This is a genomic window from Vibrio tarriae (genome assembly GCF_002216685.1).
Classification (GTDB): Bacteria; Pseudomonadota; Gammaproteobacteria; order Enterobacterales; family Vibrionaceae; genus Vibrio; species Vibrio tarriae.
Window position 1 is genome coordinate 2,981,798 of sequence record NZ_CP022353.1, and the last position, 18,681, is coordinate 3,000,478.

Below are 18,681 nucleotides of genomic sequence, written 5' to 3' on the forward strand. Positions count from 1 at the left end.
GGATCATGAGCTTATGCTCATGGTTGGAATTGTAAGCCACATGTTAAAACGAATATTCAAAGGACTGAATATGCAAAAGGCTCGCCTGCGAGGCGAGCCTTAATATTGATGTAATCTAAGTTACTTTTTACACAGACTGAGAATTAAACTGAGTAGTACAGCTCAAACTCAAGTGGGTGTACAGCAACGTTCACACGCTCTACATCTTTGGTTTTCAGCTCGATGTAAGAATCGATGAAATCGTCAGAGAATACGCCACCGGCAGTGAGGAACTCACGGTCTGCATCAAGGTACTGCAGAGCTTGTTGTAGTGATTCTGCTACTTTTGGAATCTCTGCCGCTTCTTCTGCTGGTAGGTCATACAGATCTTTGTCCATCGCTTCTCCTGGATGGATCTTGTTCTTGATACCGTCAAGACCAGCCATCAGCAGTGCAGCAAATGCCAAGTATGGGTTAGCCGCTGGATCTGGGAAGCGAACTTCGATACGGCGTGCTTTCGGGCTAGGTACCACTGGGATACGGATAGATGCCGAACGGTTACGCGCAGAGTAAGCCAGCATTACTGGTGCTTCATAGTGAGGAACCAGGCGCTTGTATGAGTTGGTGGATGGGTTTGTGATAGCATTCAGCGCGCGAGCGTGCTTGATAACACCACCGATGTAGTAAAGCGCCATTTCAGAGAGGCCGCCGTACTTGTCACCCGCAAATAGGTTAACGCCATCTTTCGCCAGAGATTGGTGAACGTGCATACCTGAGCCGTTGTCGCCAACCAGTGGTTTAGGCATGAAAGTCGCAGTTTTACCAAATGCGTGAGCCACGTTGTGAACCACGTACTTGTAGATTTGGATTTCGTCTGCTTTCGTGGTGAGCGTGTTAAAGCGAGTCGCGATTTCGTTCTGACCCGCAGTTGCTACTTCATGGTGGTGCGCTTCCACAACCAGACCCATTTCTTCCATGATTAGACACATGGCTGAACGGATGTCTTGTGATGAGTCAACGGGAGCAACTGGGAAGTAACCGCCTTTTACGCCTGGACGGTGACCTTTGTTACCATCTTCGTATTCAGTACCTGTGTTCCATGCCGCTTCAACGTCGTCAATCTTGAAGAATGAACCAGACATGTTGGTGGCAAACTTCACATCGTCAAACAGGAAGAACTCTGGCTCTGGACCAACAAGAACCGTGTCTGCGATACCTGTAGAGCGCATGTATTCTTCTGCGCGTTTTGCGATAGAACGTGGGTCACGGTCGTAACCTTGCATAGTCGCAGGCTCTAAGATGTCACAACGAATGTTCAGCGTAGCATCTTCAGTGAATGGGTCGAGCACAGCGGAAGATGGATCTGGCATCATCACCATGTCGGATTCGTTGATACCTTTCCAGCCAGCCACAGAAGAACCATCGAACATTTTACCGTCTTCGAAGAAGTCAGCATCAATTTGGTGAGCAGGGATAGAGATATGTTGTTCTTTACCCTTGGTGTCTGTGAAGCGTAGGTCAACAAACTTAACTTCGTTTTCTTGGATCAGCGATAAAACATTTTCTACTGACATCTTGGATAACCTCCGGTGTTAATAAGCGGTATGGGCTCGAGTCTTAAATAAAGTCGGCAAAGATTACTGCGTTGTACTATGGGTAACCGATGCTGAAATTAATAAAGCGAAAAGCGTGCCATGTTTATAAATCCAATATAATTCATGGTTTTGGTGCTGGAAGGTTTGCTTTTTGATGAGCTTGTGCACCAAAAAGATCCTCAGTTGCACTATTGTGGTGCGTATGCGATTGCTCTGCACCATGTTTTACCAAAACGTTTGCTATTTCGCGCTCAATCACTGGGGATGTCAATGGCTGTTAAGCCGGAAAAGTTAGAGATAAGTAAAGATGGCGAGCGAAATGAAGAAAAAGTCGACGATTTCAGCGCGACAGATCACATATTTCTAGGTTTTCCGCTAAAATCTGGTACATTATTGGCCGTTTTTGAACCATGTTCGGCGACTGCTTTAAGCAGTCAGCCTCAATGAAAAGTGAAGCAAACCCCGATGACCACTCCGCAAATTGAAAAATTAAGAAACATCGCGATTATCGCGCACGTTGACCACGGTAAAACCACCCTGGTTGACAAACTGCTCCAGCAATCCGGCACGTTAGAGTCTCGCGGTGATGTTGAAGAGCGAGTCATGGACTCGAACGACATTGAAAAAGAGCGTGGTATCACCATTTTGGCGAAAAACACCGCCATCAACTGGAATGATTACCGTATCAACATCGTAGACACCCCAGGACACGCGGACTTCGGTGGCGAAGTTGAGCGTATTATGTCGATGGTAGACTCAGTTCTGCTGATCGTTGACGCAGTAGATGGCCCGATGCCACAAACTCGCTTCGTAACCCAAAAAGCGTTTGCGCACGGTTTGAAGCCAATCGTTGTTATTAACAAAATTGACCGTCCGGGCGCACGTCCTGATTGGGTTATGGATCAGGTATTTGACCTGTTCGACAACCTAGGTGCGACGGACGAACAGCTTGACTTCCAAGTGGTATATGCTTCAGCGCTGAACGGTTGGGCAACTCTGGTTGAAGGCGAAACGGGCGAGAACATGGAACCGCTGTTCCAAGCGATCGTGGATAACGTTGCTGCGCCACAAGTTGACCTTGATGGCCCACTGCAAATGCAAATTTCTCAGCTCGATTACAGCTCTTACGTAGGTGTTATCGGTGTTGGTCGTATCAAGCGCGGTAAAGTAAAACCAAACCAACAAGTGACCGTTATCGGTGCGGATGGTAAGAAACGTAACGGCAAAATCGGTACGGTTCTGGGCTACCTTGGTCTGCAACGTTCTGAAACTGACCAAGCCACCGCTGGTGACATCGTTGCGGTAACCGGTCTGGGTGAGCTGAAAATCTCTGACACTATCTGTGATGTGAATGCTCTAGAAGCGCTACCACCACTGAGCGTAGATGAGCCAACCGTAACCATGACCTTCCAAGTAAACACCTCTCCATTCGCGGGTAAAGAAGGTAAGTTCGTGACTTCACGTAACATCCTTGAGCGTCTGGAAAAAGAGCTGGTACATAACGTAGCACTGCGTGTTGAACAAACGGAAGATCCAGACAAATTCCGCGTTTCAGGTCGTGGTGAACTTCACCTATCGATCCTGATCGAAAACATGCGTCGTGAAGGCTTTGAGCTGGCAGTATCTCGTCCAGAAGTTATTCTGAAGCACGAAGACGGCCAACTGATGGAACCGTTTGAAACGGTCACCATCGACGTGCAAGAAGAGCACCAAGGCGGCATCATGGAGAAAATCGGCATGCGTAAAGGCGAGCTGAAAGACATGTCTCCAGATGGCAAAGGCCGTATCCGTATGGATTTTGTGATGCCTTCTCGTGGCCTGATCGGTTTCCAAACTGAATTCATGACTCTGACGTCAGGTTCAGGTCTGCTGTACCATTCATTTGACCACTACGGTCCACACAAAGGCGGCGTAATCGGTCAGCGTGTGAACGGTGTTCTGGTTTCTAACGGTACGGGTAAAGCGCTAACGAACGCGCTGTTCAACCTGCAAGAGCGTGGCCGTATGTTTATTGGTCACGGTGTGGAAGTTTACGAAGGTATGGTGATCGGTATTCACAGCCGTGATAACGACCTGACAGTAAACCCACTGAAAGGTAAGCAGCTGACCAACGTTCGTGCTTCGGGTACTGATGATGCGCAGGTTCTAACGCCGCCAATCATTATGTCTCTTGAGCAAGCTCTGGAATTTATCGATGACGACGAGCTGGTAGAAGTAACGCCAGTGAGCATCCGTATCCGTAAACGCTTCCTGACCGAAAACGATCGTAAGCGTGCTTCTCGTGATGCGAAATAATCACTGACTCTAGCTTCTTCTGCTAGATAAGTTATGTAAGCCCTTAGCTGTCACCAGTTAGGGGCTTTATTTTTACTGCGAGAGAATTGACTCCGGAGGGAAGGAATCGTATGTCGATCGTGATTATTTCTGGCGGTCCGGGTGCTGGAAAAACCACTTTGTTGAATGCGCTGACAGAGCGTGGTTATGCCACCTATCCAGAAATACCTCGCCAATTAATTGAGCAAGAAAGCTTAAAACAGGATGGCATTTTGCCTTGGCATGATTTGCCCGCCTTTGCCGAACTCTGCTATGACGCCATGTTGGTGCAAAAACAGTCTGCGCAGAGTGCGTCGATAGCGTTTTTGGATCGCGCGATCCCCGATATTTGTGCGTACTTATTGGGCGCAGAGTTGGCGGTGCCTGCCAAATATTGGTCAGCGAGCTCGGGCTATCATCCACAAGTGTTGATGTGTCAACCCAGCGCAATCACTTATCAACAAGATGAAGTACGACCATACTCGCTCGAAGAAGCCGTGCACATTCATCACGAGTTAGTGAAGACTTACTCAGGGCTAGGTTATGAATGTATTGAGGTGCCAATGGCGAGTGTTGAGCATCGCGTGGCATTTGTGTTAACCACCTTATCCGTGGCAGGATAATCTCAATCAACTGACAAGGATGAGCTATGAAATTGACTCACTCTTTTATGAAGCAGCAGGCTCGGAGAGGGCTGCACTTTTCCCGCTATCTACTGTCTCGGATGAACCATGACCGAGTCAATGTGAATGCGGGCTATCTGGCTTACATCACGTTATTATCAATGGTGCCAATGCTTACCGTGCTGCTGTCGATCCTCTCTTCCTTTGCTCTTTTTGCGAACGCTGGAGAAGTAATCCAAGATTTTGTGATCACCCATTTTGTGCCCGCGGCAGGGGAGGTAGTCAAAACCGCGTTAACCGAATTTGTGGCTAATACCGGCAAGATGACCGCTGTGGGCGGCGCGTTTTTGTTTGTTGCTGCCGTCATGCTGATTTCCAATATCGACAAAAATTTGAACTACATTTGGCGAGTGCAGCAAAAACGTCGCGCGGTGTTTTCGTTTTCCATGTACTGGATGATTTTGACGCTCGGTCCGATTTTAGTTGGTGCAAGTATTGCTGCGACGTCGTACATCACTTCGCTCATGATCCTAGATCATGAAGCACTTTCTGGGGCTTATCACCTACTGTTGCGTTGGCTGCCCTTTGTGCTCTCATTTTGTGCATTTGTTGGTTTGTATGTGCTAGTTCCTAACAAAAAGGTTTATGTACGACATGCGATGATGGGAGCTTTGATTGCCGCCGTCTTGTTTGAGCTGAGCAAAAAAGGCTTTGCCGCCTACATTACTCAGTTTCCTTCTTATCAGTTGATATACGGAGCGCTTGCCGCAATTCCCATTCTCTTTGTTTGGGTGTATTTATGTTGGTTCATTGTGTTGGTGGGCGCAGAGGTGACAGCTGCTCTGGGCGAGCGTGAGCACTGGAGTGACTCACAAGGCATGCTACACTTTGCGGCATCACAAAAAAATGAAGTAGAGGAAAAACAGAGTGATAGCACTGATCCAACGAGTAAGTGAAGCCGCAGTACGGGTTGATGGTGAAGTGGTCGGCGCAATTGATAAGGGACTTTTAGTGCTACTCGGTGTCGAACGTGAAGATGATGAAGCCAAAGCCAAACGCTTAGTTGAACGCGTGACCAGTTATCGAGTGTTTGAAGATAGCGAAGGCAAAATGAATTTGAGTGTGAAAGATGTCGGTGGCCGTGTGTTAGTGGTGTCGCAATTTACGCTGCCAGCTGACACCAAAAAAGGGACTCGTGCTGGATTTTCGCGCGGCGCTGCCCCACAAGAGGCTGAGCGGATATATGATTATTTCTCTGACCTGTGTGCCCAGATTTTGCCAACCGAGCGCGGCCGTTTTGCGGCGGATATGAAAGTGTCACTGATCAATGATGGGCCAGTGACGTTTTGGCTACAGGCTTAATTTGCCTCGTGTTACCAAATGAATAACCAAGCGTGTCTTGCGTAAGGCAAGGCACCTGTTCAGGGATTGAGTATGTTCAAACTTATTACGCCGACCACGGATAATCAGCTCAATAAGTACTTCCATTTTCGTTGGCAAATGTTGCGCGAGCCGTGGCGGATGCCGATCGGTTCTGAGCGTGATGAATACGATTCGATGAGTCACCACCGGATGATTGTCGACAGCCGTGGCTATCCGATGGCGATTGGTCGTCTCTACATTACCCCCGATTGTGAAGGGCAGATCCGCTATATGGCGGTGAAAGCCAATCGCCGCTCTAAAGGTATGGGGTCTTTGATTTTGGTCGCTTTGGAGTCCTTAGCGCGCCAAGAAGGCGCCAAGCGTTTAGTGTGTAATGCCCGTGAAGATGCGATTCCGTTTTATGCTAAAAATGGTTTTGAGCGTCGGGGGGAATTAACCGATGAACGTGGCCCGGTGCGCCATCAACAAATGGTGAAAACCCTCGACCCGATGGCCAATGTGCTGCGTAAGCCGGAGTGGTGTACGGAACTGCAAGATCGCTGGGGCAAGCATATTCCGATCAGCGATAAGATGGGGATCAAGATCCAGCAATACACGGGCTACCAATTCCAGTGCTGCGCGCAGCTTAATCCGAATCTCAACCCACATAACACCTTATTTGCTGGCTCAGCCTTTACCCTCGCAACCTTGACTGGTTGGGGAATGGCGTGGCTATTAATGCGCGAGCGCGATCTGCAGGGGGATATTGTGTTGGTGGATAGTCATATTCGCTATCGCCACCCTGTAGTGCAAAATCCGGTGGCATCGACTTCACTTGATGGGATAAGTGGCGATTTAGATCGCTTAGAGTCGGGACGCAAAGCACGTATTGTCGTGCGGGTTATCATCTCCAGCGGAGAGGTTGAAGCGATTGAGTTTATCGGGACCTACATGCTGATCCCGAACTACAAAGCCTTGGTGGCGCAAAAATCGTCATAGCTTGACTGCGTTCATCGCTTCCAGTGCAAGTTCGCAGCGCATTATGGCGCGCTGCGACAGTCTTGACTGACTAATTCCGCTTGTTGGAAATCCCAGCTTAACCCCAAACACTGATCGGCCCACGCTTGTTGGATCGTCAATTGCCATTGGCCTTGCTCTGGCTCTAATAGGTCGGTACTTCCCCCTAACTGAGCGTTTAAATTTGGCCCTCTAAGCGGCGTTGGTGTGATGGTTATGCGTCCTCTGTCGGCGCTTACCGAGAGATCGTCTAGCTCGAAAGGCTGGATGATCAGCGTGTTATCACTGCGCAGTGAGAGTAAGCCTTGACGCAGATTCAGTTGTAGTTGGCCATCAAGCGAATGCGCCAGCATGGTGCGATCTCCCGCTATGCCTTGCGCGGTCAAGCTAATGTCGGCCAGCGCTTCCAAACCAAACGGCAGCTTGAACCAAGATTGTAGCGGACCTATCGGCAGAGAATCGGCATCAAGAGAGAGCTGCCACGGGGCGCTGAGCGAGGTTAAGTCCCATTTTGCATGTGCTTCTACATAGCCTCGCTCAAGCGGCAGAAAGGCGCGGGTAAGCTGCCATACGCCTTGCTCACTGCGCATATTGAGCACACCTTGTGTACTCAGAACGCCTGCATAGCTGGCGCTGTTGGCGGTCACTGAGAGTTGGCCTTGCCAAAAGCCCCATTGACTCTCTTTCACCCATTGCAGATTTTTTCCATCGGCATTCAGCCCCGAGGCTTGCCAAAATGGCCGATTAACGGTTTGAATCATCTGTAGGTTATTGATATCCAAATGCTCAATTTGCAAGTTTTGCCAAGCGGGGAGCGGTTGGGAGAAAGGTAAGAGATCTTGCGGCTGTTCTGCAATCCATTTCACCCCAGTGATGGTTAATTGGGCAAGGTTGAGGCTCATTTTCGTGATATGGCCTTTGACCTGTACATCGCCTTGCCAAACTTGGCTATGCCCATCAAGCTCTATTCCTTGCGGGGTAAGGGTCAGTTCAGCACTCGGTTCGACCCATTGCGTAGCAAGCCACTGCGCTGAATCCGCATTCAAGGAGAGGTAAGCTTGCTGCTGTTGCCAGAGACTGTGCCGCAAATCATAGTCTTCTACAGAGAGATTGAGGTTCTCCCACGCCACACCGTTGAGAGTGAGTTGGCTATTGAGCAGATCTAAACTGTTGATGTGATAAATACTGGGCGCAATTTTTTGCCACAACGAGTGGTGACGCCACTCATCGAGATTGAGGTTAAGACGACTGAGAGTCACATTGATCAGCGACCAGCCTTGTGGATACTGTTCCGCTTGTCCTGAAATGGGGCTATTGTGCCAGTTGAATGAAAACCCGTACACGGTACTGTCTTGGGCTTGGTAATTGGCATCAACCAGCACTTGGTTAAATGCTTCACCATCGATAGTGATTTGGTCGGCAGCGAGCTGAATTTTTCCGTACGGTAACTGCTGTTGGGGTGAGTCCCAAACTGGCTGCTTGATCTGTAAGCTGACGCCACGCGCGATAATCCCTTGGTCAGCCCAGTCAATATTGTGCAGCGCCAGTTGGTTGAGATGGACAGATTCCGGCAAGGTAAAATTGGGTAAACCGTGGGCGAGGTTAGCTCCATCAATCAAAACACTGTCGATTTCGAGCTTTTTTTCAAGTAATCCATAAGGGTTCACCCACAAATCCATTTGCTGTAATTCAATGGCGGGTTCGCTGGCGATTTGCACCCCACTCAAGCGCAGTTTAAACGGATAAAGATATTCGATTTTGGCAAAACGCAGCGTTTCCGGCCACAATTGCTGCACAATCCATTGTGCGGAAGGCGTGAAGTAGCGAGTATGCATAATGCCAAATCCCGCTAAGACTAAAATCAGTAGTAGTGCGATGCCTGCGACACCAATCGCCAGTATTTTTCTCATAGTCCCTGCGTTGCCATCATCAAAATTTTGCCAGCACAGAAGATACGGAGTGGCTGGCAGCCTGAGTTGCTAAATTGTACCGTATTCTCATCCTCAGCTTGGAGTAAAGCATGAGAGACAGCAACAAAAAAAGCCCCTCGAAAGAGGGGCTTGCTACTCAGTTATCACTTTTCAGTCAGTTTGTGCTTAGTCGAGCTTTGGACCCGCGGCGACCAGTGCTTTACCTTCGGCGTTATCAGTGTATTTGTCGAAGTTGTTGATAAAGCGTGTTGCCAAGTCTTTGGCTTTGCTTTCCCACTGCAGTGGGTCAACATAAGTATCACGTGGGTCGAGGATCATAGGATCAACGCCGGGTAGTGCGGTTGGCACTTGCAGATTAAAGATTGGGATATGTTTGGTTTCTGCATTTTCGATCGAACCATCCAAAATCGCATCGATGATACCGCGCGTATCTTTAATTGAGATACGTTTGCCACTGCCGTTCCAACCTGTGTTGACCAGATACGCTTCCGCGCCCGCCGCTTCCATACGTTTTACCAGCACTTCTGCATATTGAGTTGGGTGCAGAGTGAGGAACGCTGCGCCAAAACAGGCGGAGAAGGTTGGGGTAGGTTCAGTAATGCCACGCTCAGTACCCGCCAGTTTAGCCGTAAAGCCAGACAAGAAATGGTACTTAGTTTGCTCAGGAGTGAGTTTGGATACGGGAGGCAATACGCCAAACGCATCGGCAGACAGGAAGATCACTTTAGTTGCATGACCGCCTTTGGAAATCGGTTTTACGATGTTATCGATGTGGTAGATAGGGTAAGAAACACGGGTGTTCTCAGTTTTTGAACCATCATCAAAATCAATCGAGCCATCGCTACGAACGGTCACGTTTTCCAGTAAAGCATCACGGCGGATCGCGTTATAGATATCCGGCTCTGCTTCTTTCGACAACTTGATGGTTTTTGCGTAGCAGCCACCTTCAAAATTGAACACGCCATCATCATCCCAGCCATGCTCATCGTCACCGATTAACGCACGTTTTGGATCGGTGGATAGGGTCGTTTTGCCCGTACCAGAAAGACCGAAGAAGATCGCGACATCACCCGCTTTACCCATGTTGGCAGAGCAGTGCATAGAGGCGATGCCTTGCAGTGGCAGGAAGTAGTTCATCATCGCGAACATGCCTTTTTTCATCTCGCCGCCGTACCAAGTACCGCCGATGAGCTGCATGCGCTCGGTCAGGTTAAACACAGTGAAGTTTTCTGAGTTCAGACCGTGCTCTTTCCACTTCGCATTAGTGCATTTTGCGCCGTTCATTACGACAAAGTCTGGTTTAAAGTGCGCCAGCTCTTCTTCGCTTGGGCGAATGAACATGTTTTTCACAAAGTGCGCTTGCCATGCCACTTCCGTGATGAAGCGAACACTTAGGCGAGTATCGGCGTTGGCACCACAGTAGCCATCCAATACAAATACGCGTTTACCTGAAAGCTGCTTGGTCACCAAGGCTTTCAGATCATTCCAGACCCCTTGAGTAATGGGTTTGTTGTCGTTTTTCGCTTTGTCTGACGTCCACCACAGCGTATCGCGGGTGGTATCATCTTTAACGATAAACTTATCTTTAGGTGAGCGGCCAGTGAAGATGCCAGTATCAACCGCAACAGCACCCAATTCAGTGACCACACCGCGTTCATAACCTTCGAGGTCTGAACGGGTTTCTTCAGCGAATAACATTTCATAGCTCGGGTTACGAACCAGTTCAGTTACGCCGGTGATCCCATATTGGGCTAAGTCGATTTGTGCAGCCTTGGTATGTTCCATAACGGTCATAGGTGCTCCTTGTAGGATTTTGTAGGGATTTTGTAAGAATTTGTGTAATTGTTATCTATAGACCATGCTAGCAACGGACCAGAGACAAAACAGGGAGGCAGCTCAAATATTGCCCACCAAGTTTCTGTGGTTTTAGGTAACTCGTCACATATATTGGCATGGCTATTTTATCGTGCACGCAAACCTTTGCGCCAGTAGCACAAGATTAATACTTTGCGGAAATTAAGTATGGCGTACTGTTGTGTTTGGCGTTGATTTTATTGATTTTTTATAATGAAAAAGCCAGCGTTTAGCTGGCTTTTTGGCGGTTTTTACGTGCTTGTTAAACGTAGCGAATTAATGCAAGGTTGAATCGTTAGCTGATGAGGGTGCATACAATTCAGCAACTTGCGCTGCATCGAACGAGTAGGTGGTGCCACAATAATCGCAGTGAAGCGCCACGGCACCATCTTGAGCAAGGATGTCATTAATCTCTTCACGTGCGACTGTCATAATGGCGGCTGCGCTGCGTTCGCGTGAACAGCCACAACGGAAATTGACTGGTTGTGGTGTGAACAGTTGTACTTTCTCTTGGTTGTAAAGACGATACAGCAGCTCTTCTGCTGGTAGAGCAAACAACTCTTCGTTTTTGATAGTGTGAGTTAACTGCTCTAAATGCTCAAAATCGTCGGCTGAACCTTTACCATCAGGCATGATTTGCAGCAGCATGCCAGCAGCACAAGCTTTACCATCATGCTCGCCAACGCGGATCCACAAACGGGTCTTAAGTTGCTCAGAGCGTAGGAAGTAACCTTCCAGTACTTCAGTCAGAGTGTCACCTTCCAAGCCGACGACACCTTGATAGCGTTCGCCTTGCTTAGGTTCAATCGTGATGACCAGATGACCTTTACCGAGCATGTCATGTAGGTTGGCATTATCAGCAATATCGCCTTGCCAGCGAGCGACACCACGCACTTGTTGGTTGTTATCGCCGTTGATGACCACCAGAGATACTGGGCCATTGCCTTGCAGTTGCAGGGTGATCGATCCTTCAAACTTCAACGTGGCTGTCAACAGTGAGGTGGCGACCAGCAATTCACCGATTAAGTATTGTACGGCAGTGGGGTATTCCTGACTGGAAATCATCTGTTGGTAAGTGTCGTTCAGTTGAACCAACTCACCACGTACAGAAAGGTCTTCAAATAGATAGCGATGTAGCATGTTGTTCGCCATTGATTGTGTCGTCATAAGGAATTGTCCGGCTATTTACTGATGAATGAATTTGAGTAGATCTCGGCGCTGTTTCTTGTCAGGACGTCGATCCGGACTCGGGTTGAGTTGGCGCATAATGGCATTACGCTCACGCTTAGCGATGCTTTCAGCCGTTTCACGATAGAGCTGTTGTGCTTCAGGTGCTCCACGGCGTTGGTCTGAGATCTTTTCGATAATGACCGTTTTCTCGTCATGTCCCTGACGTAGCGTGATCTGTGCTCCAAGTTCTACCGATTTACTGGGTTTAGTGCGCTGGCCATTATAGTGGACTTTGCCCCCTTCGACCATATTTCGCGCGAGCGAGCGAGTTTTGTAAAATCTTGCTGCCCACAACCATTTATCCAGCCTTACGTCATCTGCACTGGAACTCATTGCCCGTTTTCCTCTCTAACCTTGTTACGTTTTGGCCAATTTTCTTGATTAACAATGGTGTTTGCGGGGCAGTTTTTCAAGCAAGTCGACAATTTAACGTTTGAGACGGATCTCTTAATAAGGCTTGTGCTATATTGCGATGCCTGCATAAAGTATTGAAAAACATCTGTACAGGCGAATTTGCGCAAAATGAAGCGTAAAAGTACAGAAAGGATTAACGTGGAAATTTATGGAATTTAAACAACTTCCTCCGTTGGCAACGTGGCCGCGTTTGATTAGCCAAAATGCTCAGCGGTGGCAAAAGCCGATCAGCGAAGGGTTAACGCTACTCTTATTGGTTGCTTCGGCTTGGACGCTGGGCAAGATGGTCTGGTTTATCTTGGCTGAGCAAACGCAAGTGCCGGCTTGGAGCCCCACGTTATCTGGGCTCAAAGCGGATCGTCAGCCACTCGACATCAGTGTATTACAAAAAGGCGAGCTGTTTGGCGTGTTTACTGAGCCGAAAGAAGCTCCCGCCGTTGAACAGCCTGTGGTGGTGGATGCACCGAAAACGCGCTTGAGTTTAGTGTTGTCTGGTGTGGTGGCGAGTAACGATGCGCAAAAAAGTTTGGCTGTTATCGCCAATCGTGGTGTGCAAGCGACGTATGGCATTAATGAGGTGATTGAAGGTACCCAAGCCAAGCTGAAAGCCGTGATGCCAGATAGAGTCATCATCAGCAACTCAGGACGTGATGAAACTTTGATGCTCGAAGGATTGGACTATTCCGCCCCCTCCGCGACTCCGGTGGCCAATACCGTACGCCCAACTTCTAATCAACCTAACGCTGCGCCGCAGTTTGAAGGAAAAGTGGATGCAATTCGTGAAGCAATCGCACGAAATCCGCAGGAAATTTTTCAATACGTACGCCTATCTCAGGTAAAACGCGATGACAAAGTACTCGGTTATCGCGTCAGTCCCGGTAAAGATCCGGTTCTGTTTGAATCAATAGGCTTACAAGATGGCGATATGGCAGTGGCGCTGAATGGCCTAGATCTGACCGATCCCAATGTGATGAACACCCTATTTCAGTCGATGAATGACATGACTGAAATGAATCTGACCGTTGAACGTGATGGTCAACAACATGATGTATATATTCAATTTTAACGCTAAGGCGAGTAACGACGCCTTAGTGAGGCAAGGGAGTTCCCAGTGAAATTTTGGCTGAAAAAAAGTTCATGGCTGTTGGCGGGCAGTTTGCTGTCTTCCCCTCTAGCGATGGCAAACGAGTTTAGCGCCAGCTTTAAAGGCACCGACATTCAAGAATTTATCAATATTGTGGGACGCAATCTTGAGAAAACCATCATTGTCGACCCTTCGGTGCGCGGCAAAGTCGATGTGCGCAGTTTTGATACCTTAAACGAAGAGCAATATTACAGTTTCTTCCTCAGTGTGCTCGAAGTGTACGGTTTCGCCGTCGTTGAAATGGATAATGGCGTACTGAAAGTCATCAAATCGAAAGATGCAAAGACCTCAGCCATTCCGGTGTTGAGTGGTGAAGAGCGCGCCAATGGCGATGAAGTCATTACCCAAGTGGTCGCGGTAAAAAACGTTTCCGTACGTGAGTTGTCCCCTTTGCTGCGCCAACTGATTGATAACGCAGGAGCGGGTAACGTAGTGCACTACGATCCGGCGAACATCATTTTGATCACGGGGCGAGCTGCGGTAGTGAACCGTTTAGCGGAAATTATTCGTCGCGTTGACCAAGCCGGTGACAAAGAGATTGAAGTGGTTGAGCTTAATAATGCATCGGCTGCTGAAATGGTGCGGATTGTTGAAGCGCTCAACAAAACGACAGACGCGCAAAACACACCTGAATTCTTAAAGCCCAAGTTTGTGGCAGACGAGCGGACCAACTCGATTTTGATTTCTGGCGATCCGAAAGTGCGTGAGCGCCTCAAGCGTCTGATCAATCAGTTGGATGTCGAGATGGCGGCCAAAGGCAATAACCGCGTGGTGTATTTGAAATACGCCAAAGCCGAAGATCTGGTCGAAGTACTGAAAGGGGTGTCTGAGAACCTGCAAGCGGAAAAAGGCACCGGGCAGCCGACCACTTCAAAACGTAATGAAGTGATGATTGCCGCGCACGCTGATACCAACTCGTTAGTGCTGACTGCGCCGCAAGACATTATGAATGCGATGCTGGAAGTGATTGGTCAGCTAGATATTCGCCGCGCGCAAGTGTTGATTGAAGCGCTGATTGTCGAAATGGCAGAGGGCGATGGGATCAACCTTGGTGTGCAGTGGGGCTCGCTGGAAAGTGGTTCAGTCATCCAATATGGCAACACTGGCGCGTCGATTGGCAATGTGATGATCGGCCTTGAAGAAGCCAAAGACACCACGGAGAAAAAACCGATCCGTAATAGTGAAACGGGTGAGATCAAATACTACGAAGAGACCACCACCAAAGGCGATTACTCGAAGTTGGCATCCGCGTTGTCGGGTTTGCAAGGTGCTGCGGTCAGCATCGCGCTGGGCGACTGGACGGCCTTAATCAACGCGGTCTCTAATGATTCCAGCTCGAATATTTTGTCATCACCCAGCATTACGGTGATGGATAACGGTGAAGCCTCCTTCATTGTTGGTGAAGAGGTTCCTGTTATTACCGGTTCTTCCGCTGGCTCCAATAACGATAACCCATTCCAAACCGTGGATCGTAAAGAAGTCGGTATCAAGCTCAAAGTGGTGCCGCAGATCAACGAAGGCAACTCAGTCCAGCTCAAGATTGAGCAAGAAGTCTCAAACGTGTTGGGTGCCAATGGTGCGGTAGACGTGCGTTTTGCTAAGCGTCAGCTCAACACTTCTGTGATGGTGCAAGATGGGCAGATGTTGGTGCTCGGCGGTTTGATTGATGAGCGAGCTCTCGAGAGTGAATCGAAAGTCCCGCTCCTGGGGGATATTCCTCTGCTGGGTCAACTGTTCCGCTCAACCAGCTCGCAAGTGGAAAAGAAAAACCTGATGGTGTTTATCAAGCCGACCATTATTCGTGATGGCATGACGGCCGATGGCATCACCCAACGTAAATACAACTACATCCGCGCCGAGCAACTGTTCCGCGCCGAAAAAGGTTTACGTCTGCTGGATGATGCTAGCGTGCCTGTGTTGCCGAAATTTGGCGATGACCGCCGCCATTCACCTGAAATTCAAGCCTTTATTGAGCAGATGGAAGCCAAGCAATGACCGAAATGGTGATCTCTCCTGCTGAGCGGCAGTCGATTCGTCGACTGCCCTTTAGCTTCGCCAATCGCTTTAAGTTGTTGCTGGATTGGAATGAGGATTTCTCCCAAGCCAGCATTTACTACTTAGCGCCGTTGTCGATGGAGGCGCTCGTCGAAACCAAGCGGGTGGTTAAGCACGCTTTCCAACTGATTGAGCTCTCTCAAGCGGAGTTTGAAAGCAAGCTAACCCAAGTCTATCAGCGTGATTCTTCAGAAGCGCGTCAATTGATGGAAGACATTGGTGCCGACAGTGATGACTTCTTCTCACTGGCGGAAGAGCTGCCTCAAAACGAAGATTTGCTAGAAAGTGAAGATGATGCGCCGATCATCAAACTGATCAATGCCATGTTGGGCGAAGCGATCAAAGAAGGCGCGTCAGATATTCACATTGAAACTTTTGAAAAAACGCTGTCGATCCGTTTTCGAGTCGATGGCGTGCTGCGCGAAGTACTGGCACCCAGCCGCAAACTCTCATCGCTGCTCGTTTCACGGGTCAAGGTGATGGCCAAGCTCGACATTGCCGAAAAACGTGTGCCGCAAGATGGCCGTATTTCGCTGCGTATCGGTGGTCGCGCGGTCGATGTGCGGGTTTCAACCATGCCTTCATCACATGGTGAGCGAGTGGTAATGCGTTTGCTGGATAAAAACGCGACGCGCCTTGATCTGCACAGTTTGGGTATGACGGCACATAACCATGATAACTTCCGCCGTTTGATTAAGCGGCCGCATGGGATCATTCTGGTGACTGGCCCAACCGGCTCGGGTAAATCGACCACCTTGTACGCGGGTTTGCAAGAGCTCAACAGTAGTGAGCGCAATATTTTAACCGTAGAAGATCCGATCGAATTTGATATTGATGGTATCGGTCAGACCCAAGTCAACCCAAGGGTAGACATGACCTTCGCGCGGGGGCTACGTGCTATTTTGCGTCAAGACCCGGATGTGGTGATGGTGGGGGAAATTCGTGATTTGGAAACGGCGCAAATTGCAGTGCAAGCCTCGCTAACCGGTCACTTAGTGATGTCGACTCTGCACACCAACACGGCCGTTGGGGCGGTGACTCGGCTGCGCGATATGGGCATCGAGCCTTTTTTGATCTCTTCTTCACTGCTCGGTGTTCTGGCTCAGCGCTTGGTGCGCACCTTATGCCCAGATTGCAAAGAACCTTACGAGGCGGACAAAGAGCAGCGCAAACTGTTTGATAGTAAGAAAAAAGAACCGCTGATCCTTTATCGAGCCACGGGCTGCCCTAAATGTAACCACAAAGGTTACCGTGGCCGAACCGGTATCCACGAGCTGCTGCTGGTGGATGACGCGTTGCAGGAGCTGATCCATAGCGAGGCGGGCGAACAGGCGATGGAGAAACACATTCGCGCGACCACGCCGAGCATTCGTGATGATGGTCTAGATAAGGTGCGCCAAGGCATTACTTCGCTAGAAGAAGTGATGCGGGTGACTAAGGAGTCCTAATGGCCGCGTTTGAATACAAAGCGCTGGATGCCAAAGGACGCCATAAAAAAGGCGTAATTGAGGGCGATAATGCACGTCAGGTGCGTCAGCGCCTGAAAGAGCAAGGCCTAGTGCCGATGGAAGTGGTGGAGACTCAAGTCAAAGCCGCACGCAGTCGCAGTCAAGGTTTTGCGTTTAAGCGCGGGATCAGTACGCCGGATCTGGCGCTGATCACTCGCCAATTATCGACCTTGGTGCAATCGGGTATGCCACTGGAAGAGTGTTTACGCGCGGTTGCCGAGCAGTCGGAAAAACCGCGAATTCGCACCATGTTGGTGGCGGTGCGCGCTAAAGTGACCGAAGGTTACACCCTCTCTGATAGTCTTGGCGATTATCCGCACGTGTTTGATGAGCTGTTTCGCTCTATGGTTGCGGCGGGCGAAAAGTCTGGCCACCTCGATTCCGTTCTCGAACGTTTAGCGGATTACGCCGAAAACCGCCAGAAAATGCGCTCGAAACTGCAACAGGCCATGATTTACCCTGTGGTGCTGGTGGTGTTTGCAGTCGGTATCGTGGCGTTTTTGTTGGCAGCGGTAGTACCGAAAATCGTGGGGCAGTTTGTGCAAATGGGGCAAGCCCTGCCGGCATCGACTCAGTTTCTGCTTGATGCCAGCGATTTCCTGCAACATTGGGGGATTTCGCTGCTGGTTGGTCTTTTGATGCTGATTTATCTGGTGCGCTGGTTGCTGACCAAGCCAGATATTCGTTTGCGTTGGGATCGCCGAGTGATTTCCTTGCCTGTGATTGGCAAGATTGCGCGCGGTCTGAATACTGCGCGCTTTGCGCGTACGCTGTCGATCTGTACCTCAAGTGCAATCCCGATTCTGGATGGTATGCGCGTTGCGGTAGATGTGATGACCAATCAGTTTGTGAAACAGCAAGTGTTGGCTGCGGCCGAAAACGTACGCGAAGGCTCTAGCCTGCGCAAAGCGCTAGAGCAGACCAAGCTCTTTCCTCCCATGATGCTGCACATGATTGCCAGTGGTGAGCAGAGTGGAGAATTGGAAGGCATGTTGACGCGCGCTGCGGATAACCAAGACAACAGTTTTGAATCAACGGTCAACATCGCGCTTGGCATTTTTACCCCGGCCTTGATTGCCTTGATGGCGGGGATGGTGCTGTTTATTGTGATGGCGACCCTGATGCCGATTTTGGAAATGAATAACTTAATGAGTCGTTAAGTCGTCACGCGCGGCGAAAACGACATAGTGTGGAGTAACTATGAAAAAAATGCGTAAACAAACGGGCTTTACCCTGCTCGAAGTAATGGTGGTTGTGGTGATTTTGGGCATTCTGGCCAGCTTTGTTGTCCCCAACCTCTTGGGTAACAAAGAGAAAGCGGATCAACAGAAAGCGGTGACCGATATCGTTGCGCTGGAAAATGCGTTGGATATGTACAAGCTCGACAACAGCGTTTACCCGACGACCGATCAAGGTTTGGAAGCGTTAGTGACTAAGCCAAACAATCCAGAGCCGCGTAACTATCGCGAAGGTGGTTACATCAAGCGTCTGCCTAAAGATCCTTGGGGTAACGACTACCAATACTTGAGCCCAGGCGATAAAGGTACGATTGACGTGTTCACCTTAGGTGCGGACGGTCAAGAAGGTGGCGAAGGTACCGGTGCCGATATCGGTAACTGGAATATCCAAGATTTTCAATAAGCTTGGCTAAGCAGC

The 18,681-nt window shown here is 49.3% G+C and carries 16 protein-coding genes; 11 read left to right on the forward strand and 5 right to left on the reverse strand.

What is annotated here, in order from left to right; genetic code table 11:
* Positions 1 to 143: 143 nt before the first annotated feature.
* Positions 144 to 1,553 (reverse strand): glutamate--ammonia ligase, encoded by a 1,410-nt coding sequence (glnA, locus tag CEQ48_RS19600; protein ID WP_000110149.1) that lies wholly within the window; start codon positions 1,551 to 1,553, stop codon positions 144 to 146.
* Positions 1,554 to 1,697: 144 nt separating this feature from the next.
* Here glnA and CEQ48_RS19605 point away from each other — a divergent pair, with 144 nt between their 5' ends.
* From CEQ48_RS19605 to CEQ48_RS19630, 6 genes are all read left to right on the forward strand, one after another.
* Positions 1,698 to 2,021, forward strand: coding sequence for a hypothetical protein (locus tag CEQ48_RS19605; protein ID WP_089072332.1), 324 nt, complete (start codon positions 1,698 to 1,700; stop codon positions 2,019 to 2,021).
* Positions 2,022 to 2,039: 18 nt separating this feature from the next.
* The gene (gene typA / locus CEQ48_RS19610) at positions 2,040 to 3,869 is read left to right on the forward strand and encodes a translational GTPase TypA (RefSeq protein WP_000211151.1); all 1,830 of its coding nucleotides are present in this window, start codon (positions 2,040 to 2,042) and stop codon (positions 3,867 to 3,869) included.
* 110 nt (positions 3,870 to 3,979) lie between these two features.
* On the forward strand, positions 3,980 to 4,510 hold the full coding sequence (locus CEQ48_RS19615) for an AAA family ATPase (protein WP_198301214.1): 531 nt from the start codon (positions 3,980 to 3,982) through the stop codon (positions 4,508 to 4,510).
* 26 nt (positions 4,511 to 4,536) lie between these two features.
* Positions 4,537 to 5,466, forward strand: coding sequence for a virulence factor BrkB family protein (locus CEQ48_RS19620; RefSeq protein ID WP_089072334.1), 930 nt, complete (start codon positions 4,537 to 4,539; stop codon positions 5,464 to 5,466).
* The gene (gene dtd / locus CEQ48_RS19625) at positions 5,438 to 5,872 is read left to right on the forward strand and encodes a D-aminoacyl-tRNA deacylase (RefSeq protein ID WP_089072335.1); all 435 of its coding nucleotides are present in this window, start codon (positions 5,438 to 5,440) and stop codon (positions 5,870 to 5,872) included. The genes CEQ48_RS19620 and dtd overlap by 29 nt, the downstream gene beginning before the upstream one ends.
* A 72-nt stretch (positions 5,873 to 5,944) precedes the next feature.
* Positions 5,945 to 6,871, forward strand: coding sequence for a bifunctional GNAT family N-acetyltransferase/hotdog fold thioesterase (locus CEQ48_RS19630; protein ID WP_000475471.1), 927 nt, complete (start codon positions 5,945 to 5,947; stop codon positions 6,869 to 6,871).
* A gap of 41 nt (positions 6,872 to 6,912) precedes the next feature.
* On the opposite strand, the gene CEQ48_RS19635 is transcribed toward CEQ48_RS19630, so the two are convergent.
* From CEQ48_RS19635 to hslR, 4 genes are all read right to left on the reverse strand, one after another.
* Positions 6,913 to 8,799: an AsmA family protein gene (locus CEQ48_RS19635; protein WP_089072336.1), complete on the reverse strand. Its 1,887-nt coding sequence runs from the start codon at positions 8,797 to 8,799 to the stop codon at positions 6,913 to 6,915.
* Between the two features lie 186 nt (positions 8,800 to 8,985).
* The gene (gene pckA, locus CEQ48_RS19640) at positions 8,986 to 10,614 is read right to left on the reverse strand and encodes a phosphoenolpyruvate carboxykinase (ATP) (protein ID WP_089072337.1); all 1,629 of its coding nucleotides are present in this window, start codon (positions 10,612 to 10,614) and stop codon (positions 8,986 to 8,988) included.
* A 336-nt stretch (positions 10,615 to 10,950) separates the two neighbouring features.
* Entirely contained in the window at positions 10,951 to 11,826 is an 876-nt protein-coding gene (hslO, locus tag CEQ48_RS19645) for an Hsp33 family molecular chaperone HslO (protein ID WP_198301310.1), read from the reverse strand.
* Between the two features lie 33 nt (positions 11,827 to 11,859).
* Positions 11,860 to 12,237 (reverse strand): ribosome-associated heat shock protein Hsp15, encoded by a 378-nt coding sequence (gene hslR / locus CEQ48_RS19650; protein WP_089072339.1) that lies wholly within the window; start codon positions 12,235 to 12,237, stop codon positions 11,860 to 11,862.
* A 229-nt stretch (positions 12,238 to 12,466) separates the two neighbouring features.
* On the opposite strand from hslR, the gene gspC reads away from it, so the two are divergent.
* From gspC to gspG, 5 genes are read left to right on the forward strand one after another with little or no spacing between them, the layout of a single operon-like run.
* A complete protein-coding gene (gene gspC / locus CEQ48_RS19655; protein WP_089072340.1) occupies positions 12,467 to 13,384 on the forward strand; it encodes a type II secretion system protein GspC in 918 nt (305 codons plus the stop codon).
* A gap of 45 nt (positions 13,385 to 13,429) precedes the next feature.
* Positions 13,430 to 15,457 (forward strand): type II secretion system secretin GspD, encoded by a 2,028-nt coding sequence (gspD, locus tag CEQ48_RS19660; RefSeq protein WP_089072341.1) that lies wholly within the window; start codon positions 13,430 to 13,432, stop codon positions 15,455 to 15,457.
* Positions 15,454 to 16,965 carry a type II secretion system ATPase GspE gene (gene gspE / locus CEQ48_RS19665; RefSeq protein ID WP_089072342.1) on the forward strand — a complete coding sequence of 504 codons (1,512 nt, stop codon included), beginning with the start codon at positions 15,454 to 15,456 and terminating at the stop codon, positions 16,963 to 16,965. The genes gspD and gspE overlap by 4 nt, the downstream gene beginning before the upstream one ends.
* Positions 16,965 to 18,185 (forward strand): type II secretion system inner membrane protein GspF, encoded by a 1,221-nt coding sequence (gene gspF / locus CEQ48_RS19670; RefSeq protein ID WP_000718698.1) that lies wholly within the window; start codon positions 16,965 to 16,967, stop codon positions 18,183 to 18,185. The genes gspE and gspF overlap by 1 nt, the downstream gene beginning before the upstream one ends.
* Positions 18,186 to 18,225: 40 nt before the next feature.
* Positions 18,226 to 18,666 carry a type II secretion system major pseudopilin GspG gene (gspG, locus tag CEQ48_RS19675; protein ID WP_089072343.1) on the forward strand — a complete coding sequence of 147 codons (441 nt, stop codon included), beginning with the start codon at positions 18,226 to 18,228 and terminating at the stop codon, positions 18,664 to 18,666.
* Positions 18,667 to 18,681 lie beyond the last annotated feature (15 nt).